The organism is Psychrobacillus sp. OK028, from assembly GCF_900103605.1.
Lineage (GTDB): Bacteria > Bacillota > Bacilli > Bacillales_A > Planococcaceae > Psychrobacillus.
In genome coordinates this window covers 144,224-164,670 of record NZ_FNHY01000004.1, presented here as the reverse complement: position 1 = coordinate 164,670, position 20,447 = coordinate 144,224, and the positions used below count along the sequence as shown (strand labels likewise).

The following is a 20,447-nucleotide window of genomic DNA, read 5'->3' as shown; positions in this document are numbered from 1 at the left end:
GTAGAAAAAAGCAATTAAGGCAGTACATTACCTGCAGCACGATAGATGCCATACCACTCCTCGCGAGTAAGAAGGATATCACTTGCCTTACAGCAATCCCTAAAACGGCCTTCATTCATCGTACCGATAACCGGTTGCATGTTTGCTGGATGACGCAATAGCCACGCGATAACGATGGTTGTATTGCTTACTTCATATTTGTTTGCGACTTCATCAATCTTTTGATTCAATTCTGGGAACTTGTCATTACCTAGGAATACTCCCTCAAAGAACCCGTATTGGAAAGGAGACCAGGGCTGAATGGTAATATCGTTCAGTCTGCAATAATCAAGTACGCTGCCATCTCTGTTCACAGCAGAATCATTTTGCATGTTCACATTAAAACCATTTGAGATCATATTTGCTTTGGTAATACTTAATTGAAGCTGATTAGCAACGATTGTTTGCTGCACCGACTTCTTAAGTAATTCGATCTGCATTGGATTCTGATTGGAAACACCAAAGTGACGAACTTTTCCTGAACGTTCAAGAATATCGAAAGCCTCTGCTACTTCTTCTGGTTCTACCAACGTATCAGGACGGTGTAGCAGCAGAATATCTAGGTAATCTGTATTCAATCTCTTTAAGCTTCCGTCAACCGACTCTATAATATGTTCTTTTGAAAAGTCGAACATACCTTCTCGAATACCACACTTAGATTGTAAAATAATCTTTTCACGAATATCATCGTTCATATGGATGGCTTCAGCAAATATTTCCTCGCATGTTCCACTCCCATAAATATCAGCATGGTCGAAGAAATTCGCACCTAATTCAAGCGCTGATTGGACAAAGTGCTCAGCCTCAGCCTTTTTTAGAGAATTAATGCGCATACAGCCGACTGAAACAACCGGCACTTCTAAATTACTTTTTCCAAGTTTCATAGTCCTCATGTTATATCCTCCTTAATTGTAATTGTGTAATTTCATTTAATGAATTTGAATTTTTCTTCCATGCTAGTGGCAAAAGTATATGTATACGACAAATGGGAAATTCTGCTTATGTAACTCTTATTGATTGTGACACACAGGTACAGTGTTTTCAAGAAACTACTACGCAATAATCTAGCGAAAGATTACAGCCAAATAATAAGTAGGTTTATAGAATCTTTCAAGCTATTAGATAAGTATACGATAGCATGAAATCCGAATAATCCATCATAGAAAAATGGTACAATAAAGAAAAGTGAATCGTAGGTGATATGCTTGTTTTTAAAAAGAATAGTACTCGAGCGAGAAAATATTTCATCTTTTAATCAGTATCCATTTTCTATCCCTTCTATCCAAAATTTAAAACAAATCGACTTACAAAGCAAAGTTACTTTTTTCGTTGGAGAAAATGGTTCCGGAAAATCTACTTTGTTAGAAGCCATTGCAGATAAATGTGAATTTAATACAGCAGGAGGGGGAAGGAACAATTTTTACGAAGTAGATGCATCGGAGTCAGCACTTGGCGACTATATTAAACTATCCTGGTTACCGAAAGTAACAAATGGTTTCTTTCTCCGAGCAGAATCCTTTTATAGTTTCGCATCTCATATCGACACAATGGGAACAGGTCCTTACGGTGGAAAGTCCTTACATCATCAGTCTCATGGAGAAGCATTTTTCTCTCTTTTTTCAAATAGGTTTAGAGGGAGAGGAATTTATTTGTTAGATGAACCGGAAGCTGCTCTATCGCCCTCGCGTCAGTTAGCATTTTTAAGGATTTTACATGATTTAGTGCAAGAAGACGATAGTCAATTTATTATTGCTACGCACTCTCCGATCCTATTAGGCTACCCAGATGCCACCATTCTAAGTTTTGATGATGGGGAAATTAAAGAGGTAGAGTATGAGGAAACAGATCATTTTCAACTAACAAAATATTTTTTACAGAATAGAGAAAGGTTTTTACAAGAGATTTTAGAACAGGATTAGAAGTATAATGGAGTCATTAATGGTACAAGGAGGTAAGCTTTATGAAAATTTATGCCCATAGAGGTTCTTCAGGTACACATCCAGAAAATACACTCGCAGCTTTTAAGGAAGCCGCAAAATTACCTGTGCACGGCGTTGAATTTGATGTTCATATGACGAAAGATCAGGAATTGGTTGTTATTCACGACGAGACGATCGATCGGACATCCAATGGAACAGGTTTTATCAAAGATATGACGTTAGCTGAATTGAAGGAATTTGACTTTGGTTCTTGGTTCTCCCCTAAGTTTAAACAGCAAACAATTCCAACGTTACGAGAAGTGTTGTATGTATTTAAAGACACAGATCACCATCTAAACATAGAGCTAAAATCAGATATTTTCCCTTATGAAGGGATGGAGCAAGCGGTATTGCAAATGTTAACAGATTACCGACTAGAACCACGTGTCGTAATCTCTTCGTTTAACCATGAGATGGTTAGGAAATTCAAACAAATGGCACCTCCTATTGAAACTGCTATTCTCTTTATGGAAGTGATGATAGAGCCGCACAAATACGCAGAACTGGTGGGAGCAGATGCATTACATGTTTTTTTCCCGGCTGCTCTAAGGCAGATGGGAGCGGAGGCCATTGCCAGTGGCAAAAAAGTTCGTACTTTTACTGTCAATGAAGAGAAATATGCTGATTTGCTAAAACAAGTTGGGGTGGATGCTATTTTCACAGACTACCCAGAGAAAATGTGGAAATACCTTCATTCACAAGAAAAATCGGGGGAACGCCGTTGATTTCCGCTACAGGCGGACGCTTTCCGTGGGCACGGCTTCAATCTCCTCGTCACTTCGAAAACATATGCTCCTGCGGTTACTCGTCGCAAAGACATTGGCCAAACAAAGTTCGGCCAATGTCTTTCCTGCGGGGCTTTCAGCACGCGCTGTTCCCACTGGAGTCGCCGCCTTGCGCTCCAATCAACAAAGTCCACTTGAACTAAAAAGATAATTGAACAAAATTCTCACTAACTATGCAAGCAAGGATGAAATGGACTCCTGTAAAGAATTTTTACTTCCTTCATCTTATCGCTGAATAACGGAATTACTAATTCAATAGCGGTTACAAATAATTTTATCCGTTCTTTAACTTTGACTAATTTTATTGTTCAAGGGATACGCTTTGGCAAATCTTTAAATACAGTACTACACATGAATTGATTGTAGTGGAAGGTGGCGACTCCTGCGGGATGAGTGAGACAGATGAAACATCACATCGTACCCGTAGGGGCGGTGATGGTTCATCGCTCACCCCGCGGAAAGCGTCCACCTGAAACGAAAATCAGTGGCATTAATAATTCATTATCATTTAAGAAAAAGGACTACGAAAAATCGTAGTCCTTTTTTAAAGTTACTTCTTCATCAACAAATACATAAAGTAAGGTGCACCTATTAGTGCAACTACTACCCCCGCAGGAATTCCATTCGGTTCGACAACGTTTCGACCGATTGTGTCGGCGAAAAGTAATAACCATCCACCGATAAGGATCGAGATAGGGATGAACAATTGATGGCGTGGTCCTACTAATGATTTAGCGATATGAGGGGCCATCAACCCTATAAAAGCAATTCCCCCCGTTACTGACACTGCTGATGCTGCAAGGGCAACAGCAGTTAATAGGAGGATAATCCGTTCCTTCTCAATTGCTACCCCTAATCCAATTGCAACTGGTTCATTTAAATTGAGTAAGTTTAATTTATTTGCCTTATATAAGGTAAATGGAAAAAGTATGATGAGCCATGGTAAAAGAGCTAAGATAAATGGCCAATCTGCTCCCCAAATATTACCGACCATCCAGTTGGCAATGAAATCTACTTTTTGGCGATCAGCAGATGATATAAAGACAATCATCAAACCTGAAAGAGCCATAGAGAAACCAACACCAACCAATACTAATCGAACCGGCTGTAACCCAACTTCCCGGTTATATGAAAGAATGTAGATGAAAAAGGCAGTAATTAAAGCACCAACAAATGCCACAATGGGAAGTAGGTACACGAAGGAACCAGGTTGTATGGGCATAAATAAAAAGAAAATGGAAACCGCCGCTCCTGCTCCAGAGTTAATCCCAATAATTCCTGGATCCGCTAAATCATTTCGAGTGATACTTTGCAAAATAGAACCAGACAGCGCTAATGCCATTCCTGCAAGAATCGTAATGATAATTCTTGGTAAACGAACGGAAAATAAAACAAACTCTTCTTTAAATGTTCCTTGACCTAAAAAAGTTGGTAAAAGTCGATTAAAGGATAGGGTGGAATATCCAATTCCTGCACTCACAAAGGCAGTAATGATAATCAATGACAATAAAACAATCAAAAGTATCCGTTGTTTTTTAACTTGCTGACGATGAATCATTGAAATACACGACCTCCTTTACGAACGATCACTAAAAAGAAAGGTAATCCCATAATAGCAATGATTGCCGCCACTGGTGTCTCATATGGAATATTAATAGTTCGTCCAATTGTATCTGCAAGAAGCATAAGGATAGCTCCTGCAATAACCGACATCGGGATGATCAGTCGGTAATCCGTACCGACAATTGCTCGAACAATATGAGGGACCATTAAACCGACAAATGCCATATTCCCTACAAGTGCGACTGAGGCACCGGCAAGTAATATAACGACTACAAATAAAAATGTTTTTGTTTGAGTTGTTTTTTGTCCAAGTCCGACAGCTACTTCTTCGTTTAAACTTAAAATAGTTAACTGTCTAGATAATATAAGAGCTACAATGATACCCAATGCTATAAAAGGACTAATCATCTGGAGCTGGCTCCAGGAGGTTCCTATTAACCCACCAGCTGTCCACATGGAGACATCCTTGGAAATCTTAAAATAGATTCCAACACCGTCTGCAATTGCATACAAAAAAGCAGAGACCGCAGCACCTGCTAGTACAATTCGAAGTGGAGAAAACCCACCTTTTTTCATCGCACCAATCCCAAATACCATGACTGCTCCAACTGCAGCACCTATAAAGCAGGCAATAGTAATACCGAAATAATTGATTCCAGGAATTAGTGCAAGACTTATAGCTAGTGCTGCGTTCGCTCCTGAAGTTAAACCTAGTAAACCGGGATCGGCAAGGGGGTTGCGTGTTACGCCTTGCATAATTGCACCAGCTACAGCTAGAGCAGCGCCAACCAATATAGCAGCGACCTCTCTAGGCAATCGCAGCTCTCGTAAAATATTAATAGAATCACTTTTTACGTTAGAAAAAAGTGCCTGCCATACATCTTGTAAAGAGGTGGAAGCAGCCCCATAAACCATGGAAATACCGAACATTACAAACAAAAAAATAAGTCCAATAACAAATTTCAAACTAAATTGAATAGAGGTTTTCATCGTCGTATCCTTTCTACAAAAATAGCGGAGGAATCCCATTAGAATTCCTCCACTATAATTACTTGCTGTTTAAGAAGCTTTCTTTAAAGAACTCTAATTGATAATCTAATGAAATAGGGTCATTAAAATAAAATTTTTCAGCATTCGCTTCAAACAATTGTCCATTTTGAACGGCAGGAATATTTTTAAATACATCTGTCTCTTGGAATGAATTATCTTGATCTGCTACTTTACTTAGGATGACATAGTCACCTGCAAACTCAGGAAGAACCTCTAAAGATAAAGCATAATAACCAGCCTCTAAAGCCATTTCTTTTACTTTATCAGGCATTTTTAACCCCATTGCTTGGTAAAGAACTTCAGTTCCGCGCCCCCAATTATTACCAAATACATATAATTGTTTGTCAAAGTTTTCGATAACTGAAACTGTTGCATCTTCACCAATGACTGCTTTAATTTCTTCTCCAGCCACGGATGAACGTTTTTTGAAATCATCAATCCATGCTTGTGCTTCTTGTTCTTTATTTAGTAGTTTTCCTATTTCTAAATGCTGGGTCAAATAATCTACTTTTCCGTAAGTGTATGTTACTGTTGGTGCAATTTCTTTTATTTTATCCAAGTTTTGAACGGTTGAAAGAGCAATGATTAAATCAGGGTTCAGCTCAATAATTTTCTCTAAATTTTCTTCTGATACTTCCTCAACATCAGCTAAGAATGAATCATATCCTGGATTAGACTTTGACCAAGAATCTGCTCCGACTAAGTTTACGTCAAGTGCAGCAACGTTTCCTGCAAATGAAGATAAGACGACAACTCTTTGAGGATCTGCAGGTACTTCTATTGGTCCACTTTCTGATTCATATGTAATAGTCGTTGGATCTTCTTTCGTTTCATTTTCTTTTGTTGTGACAGATTCACTATTACATGCACCTAGTATTAGTACAAATAATATTAGAACTGGCAAAATTAATTTTTTCATTTTATTTTTCTCCTTTAAATAAATCATATGATATACACATTGGCTTACCTGTTCGTGGATCTATCCCAATTTCAGCATCTATATTAAAGACACCACGTAAAACCTCTTTTGTTATAACTTCCTCGCAGGACCCAGCTTTCACAATATGTCCAGCCTTTAAGGCAACGATATAGTCGGCAAATCGAGCTGCTTGGTTTAAATCATGTAAAACCATTACAATCGTTCGTTTTTCCTCTTTGTTTAGTTGCTGCAAAAGCTCAAGAACTTCTAACTGATGTGCCATATCTAAATAGGTGGTGGGCTCATCAAGAAATATAATCTCTGTTTCCTGTGCAAGAGCCATAGCTATCCACACGCGCTGCCGTTGACCACCGGAAAGAGAATCGACAGGCAAATACTTAAAACTGCTAGTATTGGTCATTTGAAGTGCCCAATCTATCACTTCATAATCCTTTTTAGAAAGTCTTCCAAATCCAGTTTGATAGGGAAAACGTCCATACGATACTAATTCTCCGACAGTTAGGCCGCTTGCACTCTCAGGTGTTTGAGGTAAAATGGCCATTTTTTTTGCAAGAATTTTAGTGTTTTCCTTTGCAACATTTTTTCCATCTAATACGACTGCACCAGACTGATGTGAAATAATTCGGGTAATTGCTTTGAGAAGAGTGGACTTCCCACAACCGTTTGGTCCGATGATTGTAGTGATTTTCTGGTTTGGTATTTGCACAGACAAATCCTTTATGATGAGCTGCTCACCATAGCCAATAGATAAATCGTCTGTATATAAACGAACCATTTGAATACCTCCAAACTAAATGTTGCTTAATTAATTGATAACGATTATCATTATCATATTAGCAACTATATTTAATTATTCAACTGATGTCAACAAATAATTTTTAGGGTGGGAGAATAAAAATGCAAAATATATTGGATGTAACGATTATTGGTGGTGGTCCGGCAGGTTTATATTCAGCCTTTTATAGTGGTTTAAGGGAAATGAAAGTGAAGATAATTGAGTTTCAGCCTCAACTAGGTGGCAAGTTACATGTGTATCCAGAGAAGATGATCTGGGACGTAGGTGGCCAGACCCCGATTTCAGGAGAGCGTTTAATTGATCAATTAGTACAACAAGGTCTAACATTTGAACCTGAAGTGGTAGTGAATGAGAAGGTTGAAACGATTACTCGCCGAGAGGATGGAATTTTTGTTTTGCATACTGCTTCTGGTGCTGAACATTATTCGAAAACTATTATTATTGCAGTAGGTAGTGGGATTTTAAAGCCAACGAAGCTTGAGATAGAAGGAGCCGAACGTTTCGAGGTAAGCAATTTAAACTATACGGTAAAATCCATTCAGCGTTTTAAGGATAAGACAGTTCTTATTTCAGGTGGAGGGAATGCAGCAATTGATTGGGCCAATGAACTGGAGCCTATCGCGAAAAAAGTGTATGTCACTTATCGAAAAGATGCATTAAACGGTCATGAAGCACAGGTAACTCAATTATTAAAGAGTTCAGTAACATGCTTCTTCAATACTAAGATTACAAAATTAATTGCTAGTAAAAATCATGAAATGATAGAAAAAGTTGCTGTTTTAAATGATGAAACAGGAGATATTACACGTATTGAAGTCGATGAGGTAATTATCAATCATGGCTACGATCAGGATGCAGAGCTACTGAAAAATAGTAAAATAGCTATTGATATTGCAGATGATTTTTATGTGAAGGGGACTAGCTCATGTGAATCATCAGTTGCTGGAATTTATGCAGCAGGGGACATTATTCAATATCCAGGCAAAGTAAACTTAATAGCAGGCACCTTCCAGGATGCTGCAAATGCAGTCAATCAGGCTAAGCAGTATATCCAACCAGATGCAAATAAATTTGCAATGGTCTCTTCGCACAACGAAGTGTTTAAAGAACGAAATAAAAAATTAGTGAAGCAACTTGTATAATAATTGCTTAAAGTTATCCACCCAATTTAAAGAGTTGTCTCTAAGTATGGCTAGGAGATAACTTTTTTTGTGGGGAAAATTTACTATTCCAACTAACAGCTCAATTATTTCAACTAAACTGTGCGAAATTCCAACTAACCTACTCAAAATTCCAACTAAACTAGAAAATCCACCATAGGCACAAAAAAAAGAGGATCATGACACTAGTCACAACCCTCGATTCAGGTATTACCATTTAGCTTTATGTTCTTCAATACACCCTAATAATTGCTTTACCTCCAGGGTAGGGCCATTTTCTAGCTGAATTTTGCCATTAAAATAACCAATCATCTGGTGAACCTCGGAGAAGAGTAGTTTCAGATCAGTTTTCGCAATGCGGTGAAAAAATGGGGTGAATGTCATATTCACTTCATCGGAAAATTTAGTTTTAACCTTCCAGGGCTTCATAAAATCATTCGTATCATAAGTAAATAATAAATCTTCGTGGATTTTTGTCATTTTGCCATCAATGAAAATCGCATTTTCGGTCATACCAGTGCCATCTGTCCATTTCCCGCCAAAGTTCAATCCGATTCTTTTAGAGCCGACTCGTTGAGATGCGAAGCCCCAGTTCCAGAGAGCTTCTCTTGGCCATACACCTCTACCATAATCGAGCACCGCAAAATTGTCTTCTTGTTGGAAGGTATAGCGAGAATCACCGACTTTCACAAAGCCAGATGTAGGCAATATGTGGTGCTTCCCTGTAAATTGGAATTGCGTCCGACTCCATGGAATTACTACATTCAAGGATTCATCTTCAACTGGATGAGCTATATGTAAATCTGCATGTAACAAATCACCATCAAAATCTGGGATAGTTACAGTCATATGCGTTTCGTTTTGTATATAAAGTAATTGGATAGACATTTCTTTGGAATGAAGATGTATACTTTCCAAAATATTAGTGGGCATTTTTAATTTATTTCCTAGGGGAATCGTAACTGTCTTTTCAACGTAGCGTTGCGTTTCATAGTTAAGGAAATAGACAAAGCATACCGCTGCGTAATCTAAATGACTAATAGTGGCAGAGAAAAGAATATCATCTCCAAAAACACACCAGTAATTCCACTTTTTCTTACGCATATAGTGACCCTTCAAATTACTTTCAATCAATGGCTTCTTTGCGTATCCAATTGCTTTAGGATTCAAATTACCTTTTTTATCGCAAAGTAAAGTGGGCACTGAAATTTCTTTTTCTGCATGCTGTCTCACTGACCATCTTCCTTTCTAAAAAGTAATTTGCCAAAAAAAATAAATTTTTTCATTGTATCCATACTAGCATATATTTTCTGTTTAATCATATAAACAAAATAGAGGGAGGATGAAAATTGGCAACATACAATCGAGAGAAGGCAGTAGCCTATGCGCAAAAATGGTGGAACAGTTATAATCCAAGGTTTCCGATATTCGATGTGGACTGTACAAATTTCATTTCGCAATGCTTGTTTGCGGGGGGAGCCCCTATGAGAGGTCAGCCAAACAGGGAGCGAGGGTGGTGGTTGAGCAGCGAAACGTGGAGTCTGAGCTGGAGCACGCCTCATTCATTACGCTGGTACTTAGCGGGCTCTACAAAAGGTCTGCAGGCAACACAAGTTAGTTCACCTGACCAGTTAATCCCAGGTGATTTAATTTTTTATGATTTCCAAGGTGATGGTAGATTCGATCACTCGACTATCGTAACAAGTGTTCAGGATGGTGTTCCTTATGTAAATGCACATACGAATAATAGCCGTAATCGTTATTGGAGTTACGAGGATTCCTATGCACATACACCAAGAACAAAGTATATATTTTTCCATGTAAAAGATAATTTTTAAAAAACACAAAAAGACTTCCGAAAGTGTATTTGGAAGTCTTTTTTTTAAGTTTTACAAATACCAAAGCAAGGCAATTGTATCCTCGCCAGCATGTACTGCAAGGGATGTGCTAATTTCACCAATAGTGAACTGTAAATTTGGAGCTTGTTGTAAAATGGCTAGTTTTAAGTCTGTTGCCTGTTGCTCTGCGTTAGCATGCATTATGTACACATGCTTTAAACCATCCTTTTCAGCAGCTTCAACTGCCTTATTGATCAGGTACTGGATTGCTTTTTTATGAGACCGAACCTTATCTAGTTCCTTAAGCTCGCCCTCCGTATTGATCTGAATAATTGGTTTTATTTTAAGTAGGCTCCCCAAATAGAATTGAGCACTACTCAGTCTACCACCTTTATACAGTTGGGTTAAGTTGCCTATTAAGATATAGTTGCGGAACTTCGAGGTCATATCTCTTAATTCAGTTGCAATATCCTGATATGATTGGCCTGCTTCTTGTAATTGCAGCCCTTTTTCTACTAACCCTGTAATACCTGCTGATAACGAAAAAGAATCAATAAATTCTACTTGGATTTGCGCAATTTCAGCACCACTGATAGAGGAAGAGAGTGTTCCACTAAGACTTTTAGAAACGTGAATTGCAATAATAGAATCATATTCTTTACTCAGTTTTTCATATAACATAGCAAATTCACCAGCAGAAGGCTGAGAGGTTTTAGCGGCTTCTGTTCCATTGCGAAGTCGATCGTATAATTGATCGGGTGTTAAATCAACGCCATCTACAAATTGTTCTAAACCAAAATGAATATTAAGAGGAATAACATATACATCTGGGTGATCTTTTAATGTATTGCTTATATATGCACTACTGTCGACTAACCACGCAATCTTTTTCAAAGTCATCTTCTGACATCCTATCTAATTTATTATTTAAATGATAGTAATTATATCATATTAAGACTTAATGTATCCTTATTATAGAGGAAATCAATTATAAATTTAATAATGTTATAGTTACTTTTTCCACCATCTCTTACCCCATGATTCCACAGTATCTAACCGGTGACGGACTAGAATAATAAGAATTGCTATGGAAAGTGGCCAAAGAGAAGCGAATTCAGGTATTATCCAAGTTAAAATAGCATATGCACTAAATGCAATGGTCATACTTAAAGTTGCACTTCTAAGCAGCGCCATTATAATGATAAAACAAATGACCAATATAGCGAACAATGTAGGTTCTATTGCTGCAGCTACGCCGATGAATGTAGCAATACCTTTCCCGCCTTTTCCTTTTAACCAAAACGGAAAAAGATGTCCTAAAATTACCGCTCCACCTGCTATAGCAATAAACTCTAAAGAATATTGAAAATAAAAGCCGATATAAATTACACTAACACCTTTTAAGGCATCACCTAAAAAGGTAAGAAAAAATGCAGATTTTCCAAGTACTGCACCAGCATTTCTTGCACCTAAATTGCCACTTCTTTCTTTTCTTAAGTCAGTTTTTTTCCATTTACCGATCCACCAAGCAGTAAGGAAGTTACCGATTATATAACTAAACAACCAATAGAGTAGCATGCTGTCACCTCAATGTATGTGAGTAAAAGATGGGTAATATTGAACCTTTCATTTTATAATACACTACACTTTCTAATAAATGATTAAATTGGTATGATAGAGGAAATAATTCAATTGTAAAAGGGAGAATGAACTAATTAATGATGCATTCACTAACGGTACGCGATGCAATAATTCAAAGAAGGTCAATTAAATTATTTAACGGACAGCCCGTAGAAAGAGAAATACTGTTAAACATTTTAGATGACGCAGTATGGGCACCTAACCATCAATTAAGACAGCCTTGGAGATTTATCGTGGCGTGTGGAAAAGAATTAGATGATTTATATAGCGTGTTAAAGGAATTTACCATTCCCAAATGGAAAGAGCTTTCGGAAGAGGACCTAGAAAAACAAATGAAGAAATTTACGAATCCCGGCGGATATGTATTTGTTGTGGTCCCGGAGGATGCTCGTCAAAAGGAACGTTTAGAGGATTATGCAGCAGCAAGTATGCTAGTACAAAATATTCAATTATTGGCTTGGGACAGAGGAATCGGGTCTTGCTGGAAAACTCCAGGGTTTTTAGATAACCCATTGTTCCGCAAAGAGCTCGGAGTTCAATCAGGTGAACGCATTATCAGCATGCTGCAAGTCGGCTACTTTGATGAAATGCCAAAACCAAAAGACCGTAAAGGTGTAGAAGACCTAGTAACTATTTTTGAGAAAAAAGAATAACTAAAAAAATCGAGTAAGAGATATCAGTCTCTCACTCGATTTTTTATGGTTTCTTAACATAATATGGGGGAGAGTTACCTTCTGATTTATTGATTGTCATAGAATTTCGATCTACAATATATGAAGTAAGAGAGCTACCTAAAATTTCTCCTCTTTTCCATTCCTCAGTAAAGGTTACTATATACTCTTCATCATCAATGGAACTTACGCTTGTTTCCCTTTTTACTTCATAATCTCCAATTGTTCCCGTCCATGTTCCTACTTCTTTCGGAAACTCGCTAATCATCGTTCCTTCCCCTGAAGTTGCAAACGTAACTGCATCTTCCTGTGTAAAAGGAGGGAGAGGAGGAGACATTAATTGTAAATACAACCAAAGGCATAACAAGGTAAGCATAGGGGACAAAATTAGGAAGAATAATTGCTTCGTTTTAAAACTACTTCTGATCAACCATAAGTCTAAAAAAGCAAAAAAGACAGCACTAAAAAAACCAAAAACAGCTAAAAGTCTTTCCTCATAAAAAATGCCGAACAATGCTCCCAAAAGTCCGAGGATAACTACATATAACCATTTGTGACGAGCAAAATATTTTCTTTGTAATAACTCGACTCCAATTGAAATAATATTTCCGTATACTAGTATTATTGCTCCTGCATACAGAAAGAAAACGAAAGTCCAGCCTACAAAATGATTACCCTGCTCATAAATAGTCAAATCCACATTGAAAAGGCTCATAATCATAGCCACAAGTATTGCTGTAACAAAGGTCACTATTAGCTTACGAGAAACAAAACTAACACCTGTCGTATCCATGTATTCCTCCTAGTTAAGAAAAGCACAAGCGCCTATGCAAGCTCCGACAAGCGCTGGGAGGATTTCAGATAAAGGCGTACTTTGCCTTTACTGAAATCCTGAAGCGACTTGAGGGACTAAGCGCTAGAGCTAAACAGATAGTAAAAAACACATGGATTAGAAAACCCATGTGTTTCAGTAATTACTTCTTCAAATCTTCTTTTGAAAGCTCTGCTAATTCGAAATAGTAATCACTAATTACACGAAGACCTTGGTCAAAGTTTTCCAAATGGAAATGCTCGTTAGGTGCATGGAAATTTTCTGTAGATAGTCCAAAGCCCATTAATACAACCGGAAGCCCAAGAATTTCGTCAAATGCAGCAACAATTGGAATAGAACCGCCACCACGAGTATATGCTGTAGGAACGTTATAAACTTTTTCATAACTGCGACCAGCTGCTTGAATAGCAGGGTGATCAAAAGGAGTGATGAATGGTTTACCCTTATCAAATTCCGTAAGTGTTACAGTTACTCCAACTGGCTTGTTCTTTTCAATATGAGCCCTTAGTTTAGCAACAATTTCATCTGGATCTTGATCAGGTACTAAGCGGCAAGTGATTTTTGCACCGGCTTCACTTGGAAGTACAGTTTTAATACCTTCACCTGAGAATCCTCCGAAGACACCATTGATTTCTAAAGTTGGGCGTGCCCAAACGCGTTCTAAATGTGTGAAGCCTTTTTCGCCGAATAATTCTTCGACTCCAACTTCTGCTTTCAATTCATCTTCATCGAAGCCAAGGGAGGCATAAGCTTCTCTTTCTTCGTCCGATAAAGGACGTACATTGTCATAGAAGCCTTCTACTTCAATCGTTCCCTCTGCATCACGGAAGGATTCTAATATAGAAACTAATGCATGAATGGAGTTTTGTACCCCACCTCCATAAAGGCCAGAGTGAAGATCGCCTTTAGCGCCTTTTACATCAATTTGAACGCCGCATAGTCCACGTAAACCATAGCAAACTGCCGGTTGACCAGGGCCTTGCATACCTGTATCGGAAATCACAATAACATCTGCAGCGAGCTTTGTTTTATTATCTTCAATATACTCTTCTAAATTAGGGCTACCAACTTCTTCTTCTCCTTCAATTAAAAACTTAACATTTACTGGTAAGGATTTGTTTGATTGTAGGAGTGCCTCAATAGCTTTAACATGCATAAATACTTGCCCTTTATCATCACTTGATCCACGAGCATATAATTTATTGTCTCTTACTTGTGGTTCAAAAGGTTCGCTATCCCAAAGATTTAGAGGATCGACTGGTTGAACATCATAATGTCCGTATATAAGCATTGTGGGTTTGTCTTCTGCATGTAACCAATCCGCATAGACAACCGGGTGTCCGCTAGTTTTATCGACTACGACATTTTCTAGTCCTGCTTTTGTTAATGAATCAGCAAGCCACTGGGCACCTTTTTGCATATCCTCTTTATGTTCCGATAAAGAAGAAATACTTGGGATACGTAAAAACTGTTTTAGTTCTTCTAAATGTTCTTCTCTTTTTTCTGTGAAATAATGGTCTAATGTAGTTAGTTGACTCATTACAATCCCTCTTTTCAAAAAATTTCGTGAATAGAAATAGTATAGCATAAGTTTTGTGCATATTAGAGGTATTTAGTCAGGGTTGATATTAGTTTTGTGACAACTAAAATCACAATATGATATAGTTATAAGAAAACATATGGAACGTATATTAATACCCACAGGAGGCAACAATTTTGTACATAGAATTTGTACTATTTGCTATTTCGGTACTTGTATCCCTTTTTTTATCAGGTAGTGAAACAGCGTTAATGACAGTTAATAGGATGAAGGTCCAGCTTAGAGCAGAACAGGGAGACGAAGAATCAGAGAAAATACTATCCCTACTTTCAAAGCCGGACCGAATGATTATAACCATCTTAGTAGGAAATACAATAGCTAATATTGGTATGGCCGTAATCTTAATATTAATCGCAGAACATTTTGAATGGCATATTGGTTGGTCTATTGCCATTTTAACAGCGTTTATTATTTTATTTTGTGAAGTACTTCCTAAGACGATTGCCGCAACCTTCTCGGATCGTGTTGTATATGTAGTTTCTCCATTTATACGCTTACTTGTCATCATTTTGCGACCACTTACAGCATTTATAGCTGAAATTACAAATTTATTTATTCGAATTGGTTCAAAAGGTGCTATAACAGAAACGACAATTACAAAAGAAGAGCTGCTTTCCATGGTTGATCTTGCTTCAACGGACGGAACGTTTGAAGACGAAGAATCTGAACGAATAAAAGGGATGCTCGATTTTCCAAATAAGGATGTTTCGGATGTTTTGTCTACACATAGAACGGAAGTAGTAGGTATCCCGATAGAAGCTACATACGAAGAGGTTCGTGATACCATCCTGGAGCATCATTATACTAGATATCCAGTTTACGATGATAGCTTAGATACAATTGTCGGAATGTTTTACTCGAAAAAGTTTATCGAGTGGTCCATGGATACATCTATTGAGCTCGACACTTTTATCGACAAAGAACCATTATTCGTTGTACAAACCCTCAGTGTGGAAAAAGTATTTAAACTAATGCTGACCCATAAAAAGCATATGGCCATTGTGTTGGATGAATATGGAGGAACACTTGGGATTGTCACGCATGAAGATTTAATAGAAGAAATGATTGGGCAGGAAATAGAAGATGAAACCGATGTGGACGAAGAAATTCTTGTGCATGAGATGACGGAAAACCGACTAGTCTGTGCAGGTAGAATGGAAATCGAAGAAGTCAATTCGCTATTCCACGTTGCTATTGTCAATGAAAATGAAACAATAGGTGGCTTTGTCTTAGATCAGTTGGGGCATGTACCAGAAGAGAACGAACAATTCGCCTATGAAGATTTAATGGTCGAAATCAATGAAATGGATCGCAGTCGAATAGTAAAATTGACTATTACAAAAAGAGAAGAAACAACTGAAATAGAACCGGAAAAACAAGAGGATTAAAATTTAATCCGTTCACTTGAATGGTACAAAACACTTATTAAACACACAAGCAGACTGTTAATTAACATACAAATTAACAGTCTGTTTTTTTATTGATAATGATTCACAGGGGGCAGAATTGTTAAAGCAGGCATTAGGGGGATTTAAATGAAAAGTAAAAAGTGGATATACTTAATAGGAATTTTTACAATAGGTTTATTTCTTTTTATAGTATTTGGTAATGAAAAAGAAATGGTGATTTACGAAGAATTACTAAATTCTTCTGAAATTGAATATTTAGAAGTTGTAGGGATTGATAATGAACCAATAATTATAATAGAAGATGAAGGTGATATAGAGAGAATAATTGTTCTTCTTAAACAGCTGAATGGTTCTTTAGAATTAGAATATCTACCATCTGAAGAATCTTTGCTTGGGTTAAACGTTGTCCTTAAAGGACATTATCCAAGTGCACCGATAATAATTTACCAAGATAAAATCTTTCATGGAAAAGGAAGAAATGTACCTAGAGACATCGTAAATGAATTGGTTAAAACTATTGAGAATTCTATTTAATGGAGTGTTCGTTTAAAATTCTCATGGTGTAATTTATAGTAAATTCCTATTTTTTACCTAAAAAGAAGGAATTACATTAACATAAAGCGAATAATTCAGTACAGGAGGGATATGTATGAAGTTAGCAGAAGCTCTAATATTAAGATCCGATTACCAAAAGCGAATAGAACATTTGAGAAATCGTTTACTTCAAAATGCTAAAATACAAGAAGGGGAGACTCCAAACGAAGACCCAAAAGTATTAATAAAAGAACTGAATCAACTATTAAGTGATTTAAAAAAACTAATAAAAAATATTAATCGTACAAATTTACAGACGGCATTTAATGATAGTCAATCTGTAGCTGATGCTTTAACGGAACGTGATCTGCTTAGTCAGGAAAGAAAAATATATAGTGCTTTACTGGAAGCAGCTGCTATTCCTCATGATAGATATTCTAGAACAGAGATAAAATATGTCTCCACTATCAATGTAAGAGAAACGCAGAATTATGTGGATGAATTATCCCAAAAGCATCGAATACTTGATACCAAAATTCAAGAAATTAACTGGCTTACAAATGTAATCGAATAGCCGAAAGTTGGTAGCGAAATGTAAAGGCGAGTACGAAGCGCCAACTGCTCAAGTTGGACTAACGGTAAAGGTTTCGGGGTAACCTTGAGGTTCGAGTCCTCCTAATACAAGTTATACCCAGTACTTTTACATGAGTACAAGTTATTTTTGACAATTAACTACCGCGTACTGATTTGCATTTCGTGAGGGTGGATAAGGGGAACTTTTAAAAGTTTAGGCTATCTTACTATCTTTTTTCTATGGACCAATGTGAGTTTGTTGTCCTCCTAAAATTTGGCTTACACCTTTGTAATTTTTCTGAAAGAGAATACGATAGAGGGTAAGGTTAAAATTTGGCATTATAGAGTTAACAAGAAAAGCCGAGCGGAGGAAACTAACATGCAGGTTCAATTAGAAGAAATTTACGAGGAATATAACCGTTATATATATTATTTATCTTTGAAGCTAACTAAAAATCAAACAGAAGCAGAAGACTTAATGCAAGAGGTTTGGGTGAAAGTCGTACGATATGAATCATATATGAAACAAGTCGATCATGTAAAAGCATGGTTAACAACAATTTGTATGAACACATTCCGTGATAGATATCGCAAACAGGTTAGACGCAGCAAATACGTAGCAAATCAGCCAGAGCAATTAGATATTTCCTTGCTGGATTTAATTGCTGCAGATGTTCTAACTGTTGAGGAGCAATTAGAGAAGGAAGACGTTGGTGAGATGATTCGATCCAAAGTGAGTGAGTTGGATGGTATATACCAGAAAACAGTAATGTATTTCTATGTACATCAATTTTCTCTAATCGAAATTGCCGAAGTGATGAAAGTATCAATCGGCACTGTAAAATCTAGACTATTCCGCGCAAAACAACGTTTGAAAGAGTTAATTATGAATGATGATATTGCAAAAGAATCATTAGTGCTAGCTTAAGAGAAGAAGCCTCCCGTATTTGTTTGATAACGGGAGGCTTTTTTTGATGAGCTAGGTTCAAGGTAGGGGTTGCAGGTTTCCTATAGAAGCAGTTAACTCATGTAAATTAATGAAATACTCTCGGATGCGGCGTCAATACTCTCGGTTGAGCTGGGGTTACTCTCGGAGAGACGGTAAATACTCTCGCATAGACGTAGAAGACTCTCGTACAGCGGTGAATACTCTCGTACGTGGATAATTTACTCTCGCAGAGTTGTTTAAATGCTCAAAAATCCCCTGAGTGCCATCACTCAAGGGATTCATATAACCATTAATCTTTAATAACTTCTTTACCAGTAGAGAACCATTCTTCCACGTTCCATACTTTTGTTACAAGACCCTCGTAAAATTCTGGTTCATGGCTGACTAGCACGATTGTACCCTTGAACTCTTTCATCGCACGCTTTAACTCTTCTTTTGCATGGATATCCAGATGGTTTGTCGGCTCATCAAAGATTAACCAATTCGTTTCTTCCATCATTAGTTTACATAAACGCACTTTTGCTTGCTCCCCACCACTTAAACTTGATAGCGGACGGGAGATATGCTCACTCTTAAGACCAGTACGAGCTAAGGCACCGCGTACTTGGGCTTGTCCCATGCTTGGGTACGTTTCCCAAATTGCTTCAATTGGTGTAATATCTCCAGCTTTTACTTCCTGTTCGAAATAACAAGGGGTTAAGAAATCACCACGTGTTACTGTGCCGCTGACAGGAGGTATTTTGCCAAGCATTGTTTTAAGTAAAGTCGATTTTCCGATTCCGTTCATTCCAACAAGCGCAATTTTTTCGCCTCGCTCAATCGTAAATGTCAATGGAGGTAGTAACGCTTTATCGTATCCGATTTCCAAATGCTCAGCTTCTACAACGTAACGACTAGGGCTACGAGATTCCTTGAAGCTAAATTCTGGTTTTGCCGCCGTTTCAGGGCGATCAATTCGTTCGATTCGATCCAGTTGTTTTTGACGAGATTTTGCTCGTCCTGTAGTTGAGTATCGAGCTTTATTTTTGGCGATAAAATCTTCTTGTTTCTTAATGAAATCTTGTTGTTTCTCATAAGCATCGATGTGCTGACGTTTATTCAACTCAGCAAGCTCTAAGAATTTCTCATAGGACGCAGTATATCGAGTGAGTTTCGAAAATTCCAAGTGGAAAATCACGTCGACAATTCCGTTCATGAACTCTGTATCATGGGATATCAATAAGAATGCATGCGGATAGTTTTTCAAGTAATTGGAAAGCCAGTTTACATGCTCTTCATCTAAATAGTTGGTAGGCTCATCAAGTAACAATACTTTTGGCTTTTCTAATAAAAGCTTTGCAAGTAATACTTTTGTACGCTGACCACCTGAAAGTGCTTCTACTGGGCGCTCTAGACCAATAGCATCCAAACCAAGACCACGAGCAACCTCTTCTACCTTCATATCTAAAGAATAGAAGTCACCAGCATCCAAAGCATCTTGAATTTCTGCCATTTGCTCTAATAATACTTCTAGCTCCTCGGGCGTTGCATTCGCCATTTTACCGATAATTTCGTTTAACTCTTCTTCTTTTTTGTACAATGGCAAAAATGCATCTCGCAGTGTATCAAACATAGAACGTCCAGATTGCAGACGTGTATGCTGATCTAGATATCCATAATGAGTGTTCGGTAACCATTCTACTCGGCCTTCGTCATGAATGATTTCTCCTGTTAATATATTCATCAATGTTGACTTACCAACACCGTTGGCACCTACAAGTCCTACATGCTCACCTTCGACTAAGCGAAATGAAACTTCCTTGAAAAGGGTACGGTCTCCGAATGTATGTCCTAAATTTTCTACTAATAAGCTCATATATCTATTTCCTCCAAAAAGAAAGCTCTGCGGATTATAATAATTCCGCGAGCTGTTTGTTTAGTTCTGCAAGTTTTTCTTCCATTTTTGCTAGTCTCAGTTCAGCATTTTCAACCTGAGTAGGGTGTCCATTTGATTCTAATTTTTCCATATCACCTTGCAAGTTAATATAGTCCAATTTTACCTCTGCAATTTCAGCTTGTAGCTGTGATTTTGTCATTATCAATCACCTT

The 20,447-nt window shown here is 37.5% G+C and carries 21 protein-coding genes; 9 read left to right on the top strand and 12 right to left on the bottom strand.

Annotation, left to right across the window (positions count from 1 at the left end):
- Positions 1–14: 14 nt before the first annotated feature.
- Positions 15–932 carry an aldo/keto reductase gene (locus tag BLR36_RS09005; protein WP_093061419.1) on the bottom strand — a complete coding sequence of 306 codons (918 nt, stop codon included), beginning with the start codon at positions 930–932 and terminating at the stop codon, positions 15–17.
- 312 nt (positions 933–1,244) lie between these two features.
- On the opposite strand from BLR36_RS09005, the gene BLR36_RS09000 reads away from it, so the two are divergent.
- The gene (locus BLR36_RS09000) at positions 1,245–1,958 is read left to right on the top strand and encodes an AAA family ATPase (protein ID WP_093061418.1); all 714 of its coding nucleotides are present in this window, start codon (positions 1,245–1,247) and stop codon (positions 1,956–1,958) included.
- Between the two features lie 41 nt (positions 1,959–1,999).
- Positions 2,000–2,743, top strand: a complete 744-nt coding sequence (locus BLR36_RS08995) for a glycerophosphodiester phosphodiesterase (RefSeq protein ID WP_093061417.1) — start codon at positions 2,000–2,002, stop codon at positions 2,741–2,743.
- 610 nt (positions 2,744–3,353) lie between these two features.
- Here the strand turns inward: BLR36_RS08995 and BLR36_RS08990 are convergent.
- Genes BLR36_RS08990 through BLR36_RS08975 form a run of 4 tightly spaced genes read right to left on the bottom strand, consistent with a single transcriptional unit; the run spans position 3,354 to position 7,131 of the window.
- Complete coding sequence (locus tag BLR36_RS08990) at positions 3,354–4,361, bottom strand: FecCD family ABC transporter permease (protein WP_093061416.1); 1,008 nt, start codon at positions 4,359–4,361, stop codon at positions 3,354–3,356.
- Entirely contained in the window at positions 4,358–5,356 is a 999-nt protein-coding gene (locus BLR36_RS08985) for a FecCD family ABC transporter permease (protein ID WP_093061536.1), read from the bottom strand. The genes BLR36_RS08990 and BLR36_RS08985 overlap by 4 nt, the downstream gene beginning before the upstream one ends.
- Positions 5,357–5,414: 58 nt before the next feature.
- Complete coding sequence (locus tag BLR36_RS08980; protein WP_093061415.1) at positions 5,415–6,335, bottom strand: iron-hydroxamate ABC transporter substrate-binding protein; 921 nt, start codon at positions 6,333–6,335, stop codon at positions 5,415–5,417.
- 1 nt (position 6,336) lies between these two features.
- Positions 6,337–7,131: an ABC transporter ATP-binding protein gene (locus BLR36_RS08975; RefSeq protein ID WP_093061414.1), complete on the bottom strand. Its 795-nt coding sequence runs from the start codon at positions 7,129–7,131 to the stop codon at positions 6,337–6,339.
- 122 nt (positions 7,132–7,253) lie between these two features.
- Between BLR36_RS08975 and BLR36_RS08970 the strand changes: the two genes are divergently transcribed.
- Complete coding sequence (locus tag BLR36_RS08970; RefSeq protein ID WP_093061413.1) at positions 7,254–8,294, top strand: NAD(P)/FAD-dependent oxidoreductase; 1,041 nt, start codon at positions 7,254–7,256, stop codon at positions 8,292–8,294.
- A gap of 228 nt (positions 8,295–8,522) precedes the next feature.
- Here the strand turns inward: BLR36_RS08970 and BLR36_RS08965 are convergent, their stop codons facing one another.
- The gene (locus BLR36_RS08965) at positions 8,523–9,545 is read right to left on the bottom strand and encodes a DUF2804 domain-containing protein (RefSeq protein WP_093061412.1); all 1,023 of its coding nucleotides are present in this window, start codon (positions 9,543–9,545) and stop codon (positions 8,523–8,525) included.
- 116 nt (positions 9,546–9,661) lie between these two features.
- On the opposite strand from BLR36_RS08965, the gene BLR36_RS08960 reads away from it, so the two are divergent.
- Positions 9,662–10,150 carry an amidase domain-containing protein gene (locus BLR36_RS08960; protein WP_093061411.1) on the top strand — a complete coding sequence of 163 codons (489 nt, stop codon included), beginning with the start codon at positions 9,662–9,664 and terminating at the stop codon, positions 10,148–10,150.
- A 51-nt stretch (positions 10,151–10,201) separates the two neighbouring features.
- On the opposite strand, the gene BLR36_RS08955 is transcribed toward BLR36_RS08960, so the two are convergent.
- Together BLR36_RS08955 and BLR36_RS08950 are read right to left on the bottom strand one after the other, a co-directional pair.
- Complete coding sequence (locus BLR36_RS08955; RefSeq protein WP_093061410.1) at positions 10,202–11,050, bottom strand: DegV family protein; 849 nt, start codon at positions 11,048–11,050, stop codon at positions 10,202–10,204.
- Positions 11,051–11,161: 111 nt separating this feature from the next.
- Positions 11,162–11,728, bottom strand: a complete 567-nt coding sequence (locus BLR36_RS08950; protein ID WP_093061409.1) for a glycerol-3-phosphate acyltransferase — start codon at positions 11,726–11,728, stop codon at positions 11,162–11,164.
- Between the two features lie 140 nt (positions 11,729–11,868).
- On the opposite strand from BLR36_RS08950, the gene BLR36_RS08945 reads away from it, so the two are divergent.
- The gene (locus BLR36_RS08945; RefSeq protein ID WP_093061408.1) at positions 11,869–12,444 is read left to right on the top strand and encodes a nitroreductase family protein; all 576 of its coding nucleotides are present in this window, start codon (positions 11,869–11,871) and stop codon (positions 12,442–12,444) included.
- Between the two features lie 43 nt (positions 12,445–12,487).
- Here the strand turns inward: BLR36_RS08945 and BLR36_RS08940 are convergent, their stop codons facing one another.
- Positions 12,488–13,255 carry a hypothetical protein gene (locus tag BLR36_RS08940; RefSeq protein ID WP_093061407.1) on the bottom strand — a complete coding sequence of 256 codons (768 nt, stop codon included), beginning with the start codon at positions 13,253–13,255 and terminating at the stop codon, positions 12,488–12,490.
- A gap of 181 nt (positions 13,256–13,436) precedes the next feature.
- Complete coding sequence (locus BLR36_RS08935; RefSeq protein WP_093061406.1) at positions 13,437–14,834, bottom strand: dipeptidase; 1,398 nt, start codon at positions 14,832–14,834, stop codon at positions 13,437–13,439.
- Between the two features lie 176 nt (positions 14,835–15,010).
- On the opposite strand from BLR36_RS08935, the gene BLR36_RS08930 reads away from it, so the two are divergent.
- The 4 genes from BLR36_RS08930 (at position 15,011) to BLR36_RS08915 (ending at position 18,338) form a co-directional block, all read left to right on the top strand.
- Positions 15,011–16,282 (top strand): hemolysin family protein, encoded by a 1,272-nt coding sequence (locus tag BLR36_RS08930; RefSeq protein ID WP_371326708.1) that lies wholly within the window; start codon positions 15,011–15,013, stop codon positions 16,280–16,282.
- Between the two features lie 147 nt (positions 16,283–16,429).
- Positions 16,430–16,837, top strand: coding sequence for a hypothetical protein (locus tag BLR36_RS08925; protein WP_093061405.1), 408 nt, complete (start codon positions 16,430–16,432; stop codon positions 16,835–16,837).
- A gap of 115 nt (positions 16,838–16,952) precedes the next feature.
- A complete protein-coding gene (locus tag BLR36_RS08920; protein ID WP_093061404.1) occupies positions 16,953–17,411 on the top strand; it encodes a DIP1984 family protein in 459 nt (152 codons plus the stop codon).
- Positions 17,412–17,789: 378 nt separating this feature from the next.
- Positions 17,790–18,338, top strand: coding sequence for an RNA polymerase sigma factor (locus tag BLR36_RS08915; RefSeq protein WP_093061403.1), 549 nt, complete (start codon positions 17,790–17,792; stop codon positions 18,336–18,338).
- 310 nt (positions 18,339–18,648) lie between these two features.
- On the opposite strand, the gene BLR36_RS08910 is transcribed toward BLR36_RS08915, so the two are convergent.
- Together BLR36_RS08910 and BLR36_RS08905 are read right to left on the bottom strand one after the other, a co-directional pair.
- The gene (locus BLR36_RS08910) at positions 18,649–20,214 is read right to left on the bottom strand and encodes an ABC-F family ATP-binding cassette domain-containing protein (RefSeq protein WP_093061402.1); all 1,566 of its coding nucleotides are present in this window, start codon (positions 20,212–20,214) and stop codon (positions 18,649–18,651) included.
- Between the two features lie 34 nt (positions 20,215–20,248).
- Positions 20,249–20,434, bottom strand: a complete 186-nt coding sequence (locus tag BLR36_RS08905) for an SE1832 family protein (protein WP_093061401.1) — start codon at positions 20,432–20,434, stop codon at positions 20,249–20,251.
- Positions 20,435–20,447 lie beyond the last annotated feature (13 nt).

What these genes read in the sequence shown, in the direction of transcription:
- BLR36_RS08920 (WP_093061404.1), top strand. Translation starts at nt 16,953, where the DNA reads ATGAAGTTAGCAGAAGCTCTAATATTAAGATCCGATTACCAAAAGCGA.
- BLR36_RS08970 (WP_093061413.1), top strand. Translation starts at nt 7,254, where the DNA reads ATGCAAAATATATTGGATGTAACGATTATTGGTGGTGGTCCGGCAGGT.
- BLR36_RS08980 (WP_093061415.1), bottom strand. Translation starts at nt 6,335, where the DNA reads ATGAAAAAATTAATTTTGCCAGTTCTAATATTATTTGTACTAATACTA.
- BLR36_RS09005 (WP_093061419.1), bottom strand. Translation starts at nt 932, where the DNA reads ATGAGGACTATGAAACTTGGAAAAAGTAATTTAGAAGTGCCGGTTGTT.
- BLR36_RS08950 (WP_093061409.1), bottom strand. Translation starts at nt 11,728, where the DNA reads ATGCTACTCTATTGGTTGTTTAGTTATATAATCGGTAACTTCCTTACT.
- BLR36_RS08985 (WP_093061536.1), bottom strand. Translation starts at nt 5,356, where the DNA reads ATGAAAACCTCTATTCAATTTAGTTTGAAATTTGTTATTGGACTTATT.
- BLR36_RS08945 (WP_093061408.1), top strand. Translation starts at nt 11,869, where the DNA reads ATGATGCATTCACTAACGGTACGCGATGCAATAATTCAAAGAAGGTCA.
- BLR36_RS08990 (WP_093061416.1), bottom strand. Translation starts at nt 4,361, where the DNA reads ATGATTCATCGTCAGCAAGTTAAAAAACAACGGATACTTTTGATTGTT.
- BLR36_RS08955 (WP_093061410.1), bottom strand. Translation starts at nt 11,050, where the DNA reads ATGACTTTGAAAAAGATTGCGTGGTTAGTCGACAGTAGTGCATATATA.
- BLR36_RS08915 (WP_093061403.1), top strand. Translation starts at nt 17,790, where the DNA reads ATGCAGGTTCAATTAGAAGAAATTTACGAGGAATATAACCGTTATATA.
- BLR36_RS08910 (WP_093061402.1), bottom strand. Translation starts at nt 20,214, where the DNA reads ATGAGCTTATTAGTAGAAAATTTAGGACATACATTCGGAGACCGTACC.
- BLR36_RS08995 (WP_093061417.1), top strand. Translation starts at nt 2,000, where the DNA reads ATGAAAATTTATGCCCATAGAGGTTCTTCAGGTACACATCCAGAAAAT.
- BLR36_RS08905 (WP_093061401.1), bottom strand. Translation starts at nt 20,434, where the DNA reads ATGACAAAATCACAGCTACAAGCTGAAATTGCAGAGGTAAAATTGGAC.
- BLR36_RS08940 (WP_093061407.1), bottom strand. Translation starts at nt 13,255, where the DNA reads ATGGATACGACAGGTGTTAGTTTTGTTTCTCGTAAGCTAATAGTGACC.
- BLR36_RS08925 (WP_093061405.1), top strand. Translation starts at nt 16,430, where the DNA reads ATGAAAAGTAAAAAGTGGATATACTTAATAGGAATTTTTACAATAGGT.
- BLR36_RS08935 (WP_093061406.1), bottom strand. Translation starts at nt 14,834, where the DNA reads ATGAGTCAACTAACTACATTAGACCATTATTTCACAGAAAAAAGAGAA.
- BLR36_RS08975 (WP_093061414.1), bottom strand. Translation starts at nt 7,131, where the DNA reads ATGGTTCGTTTATATACAGACGATTTATCTATTGGCTATGGTGAGCAG.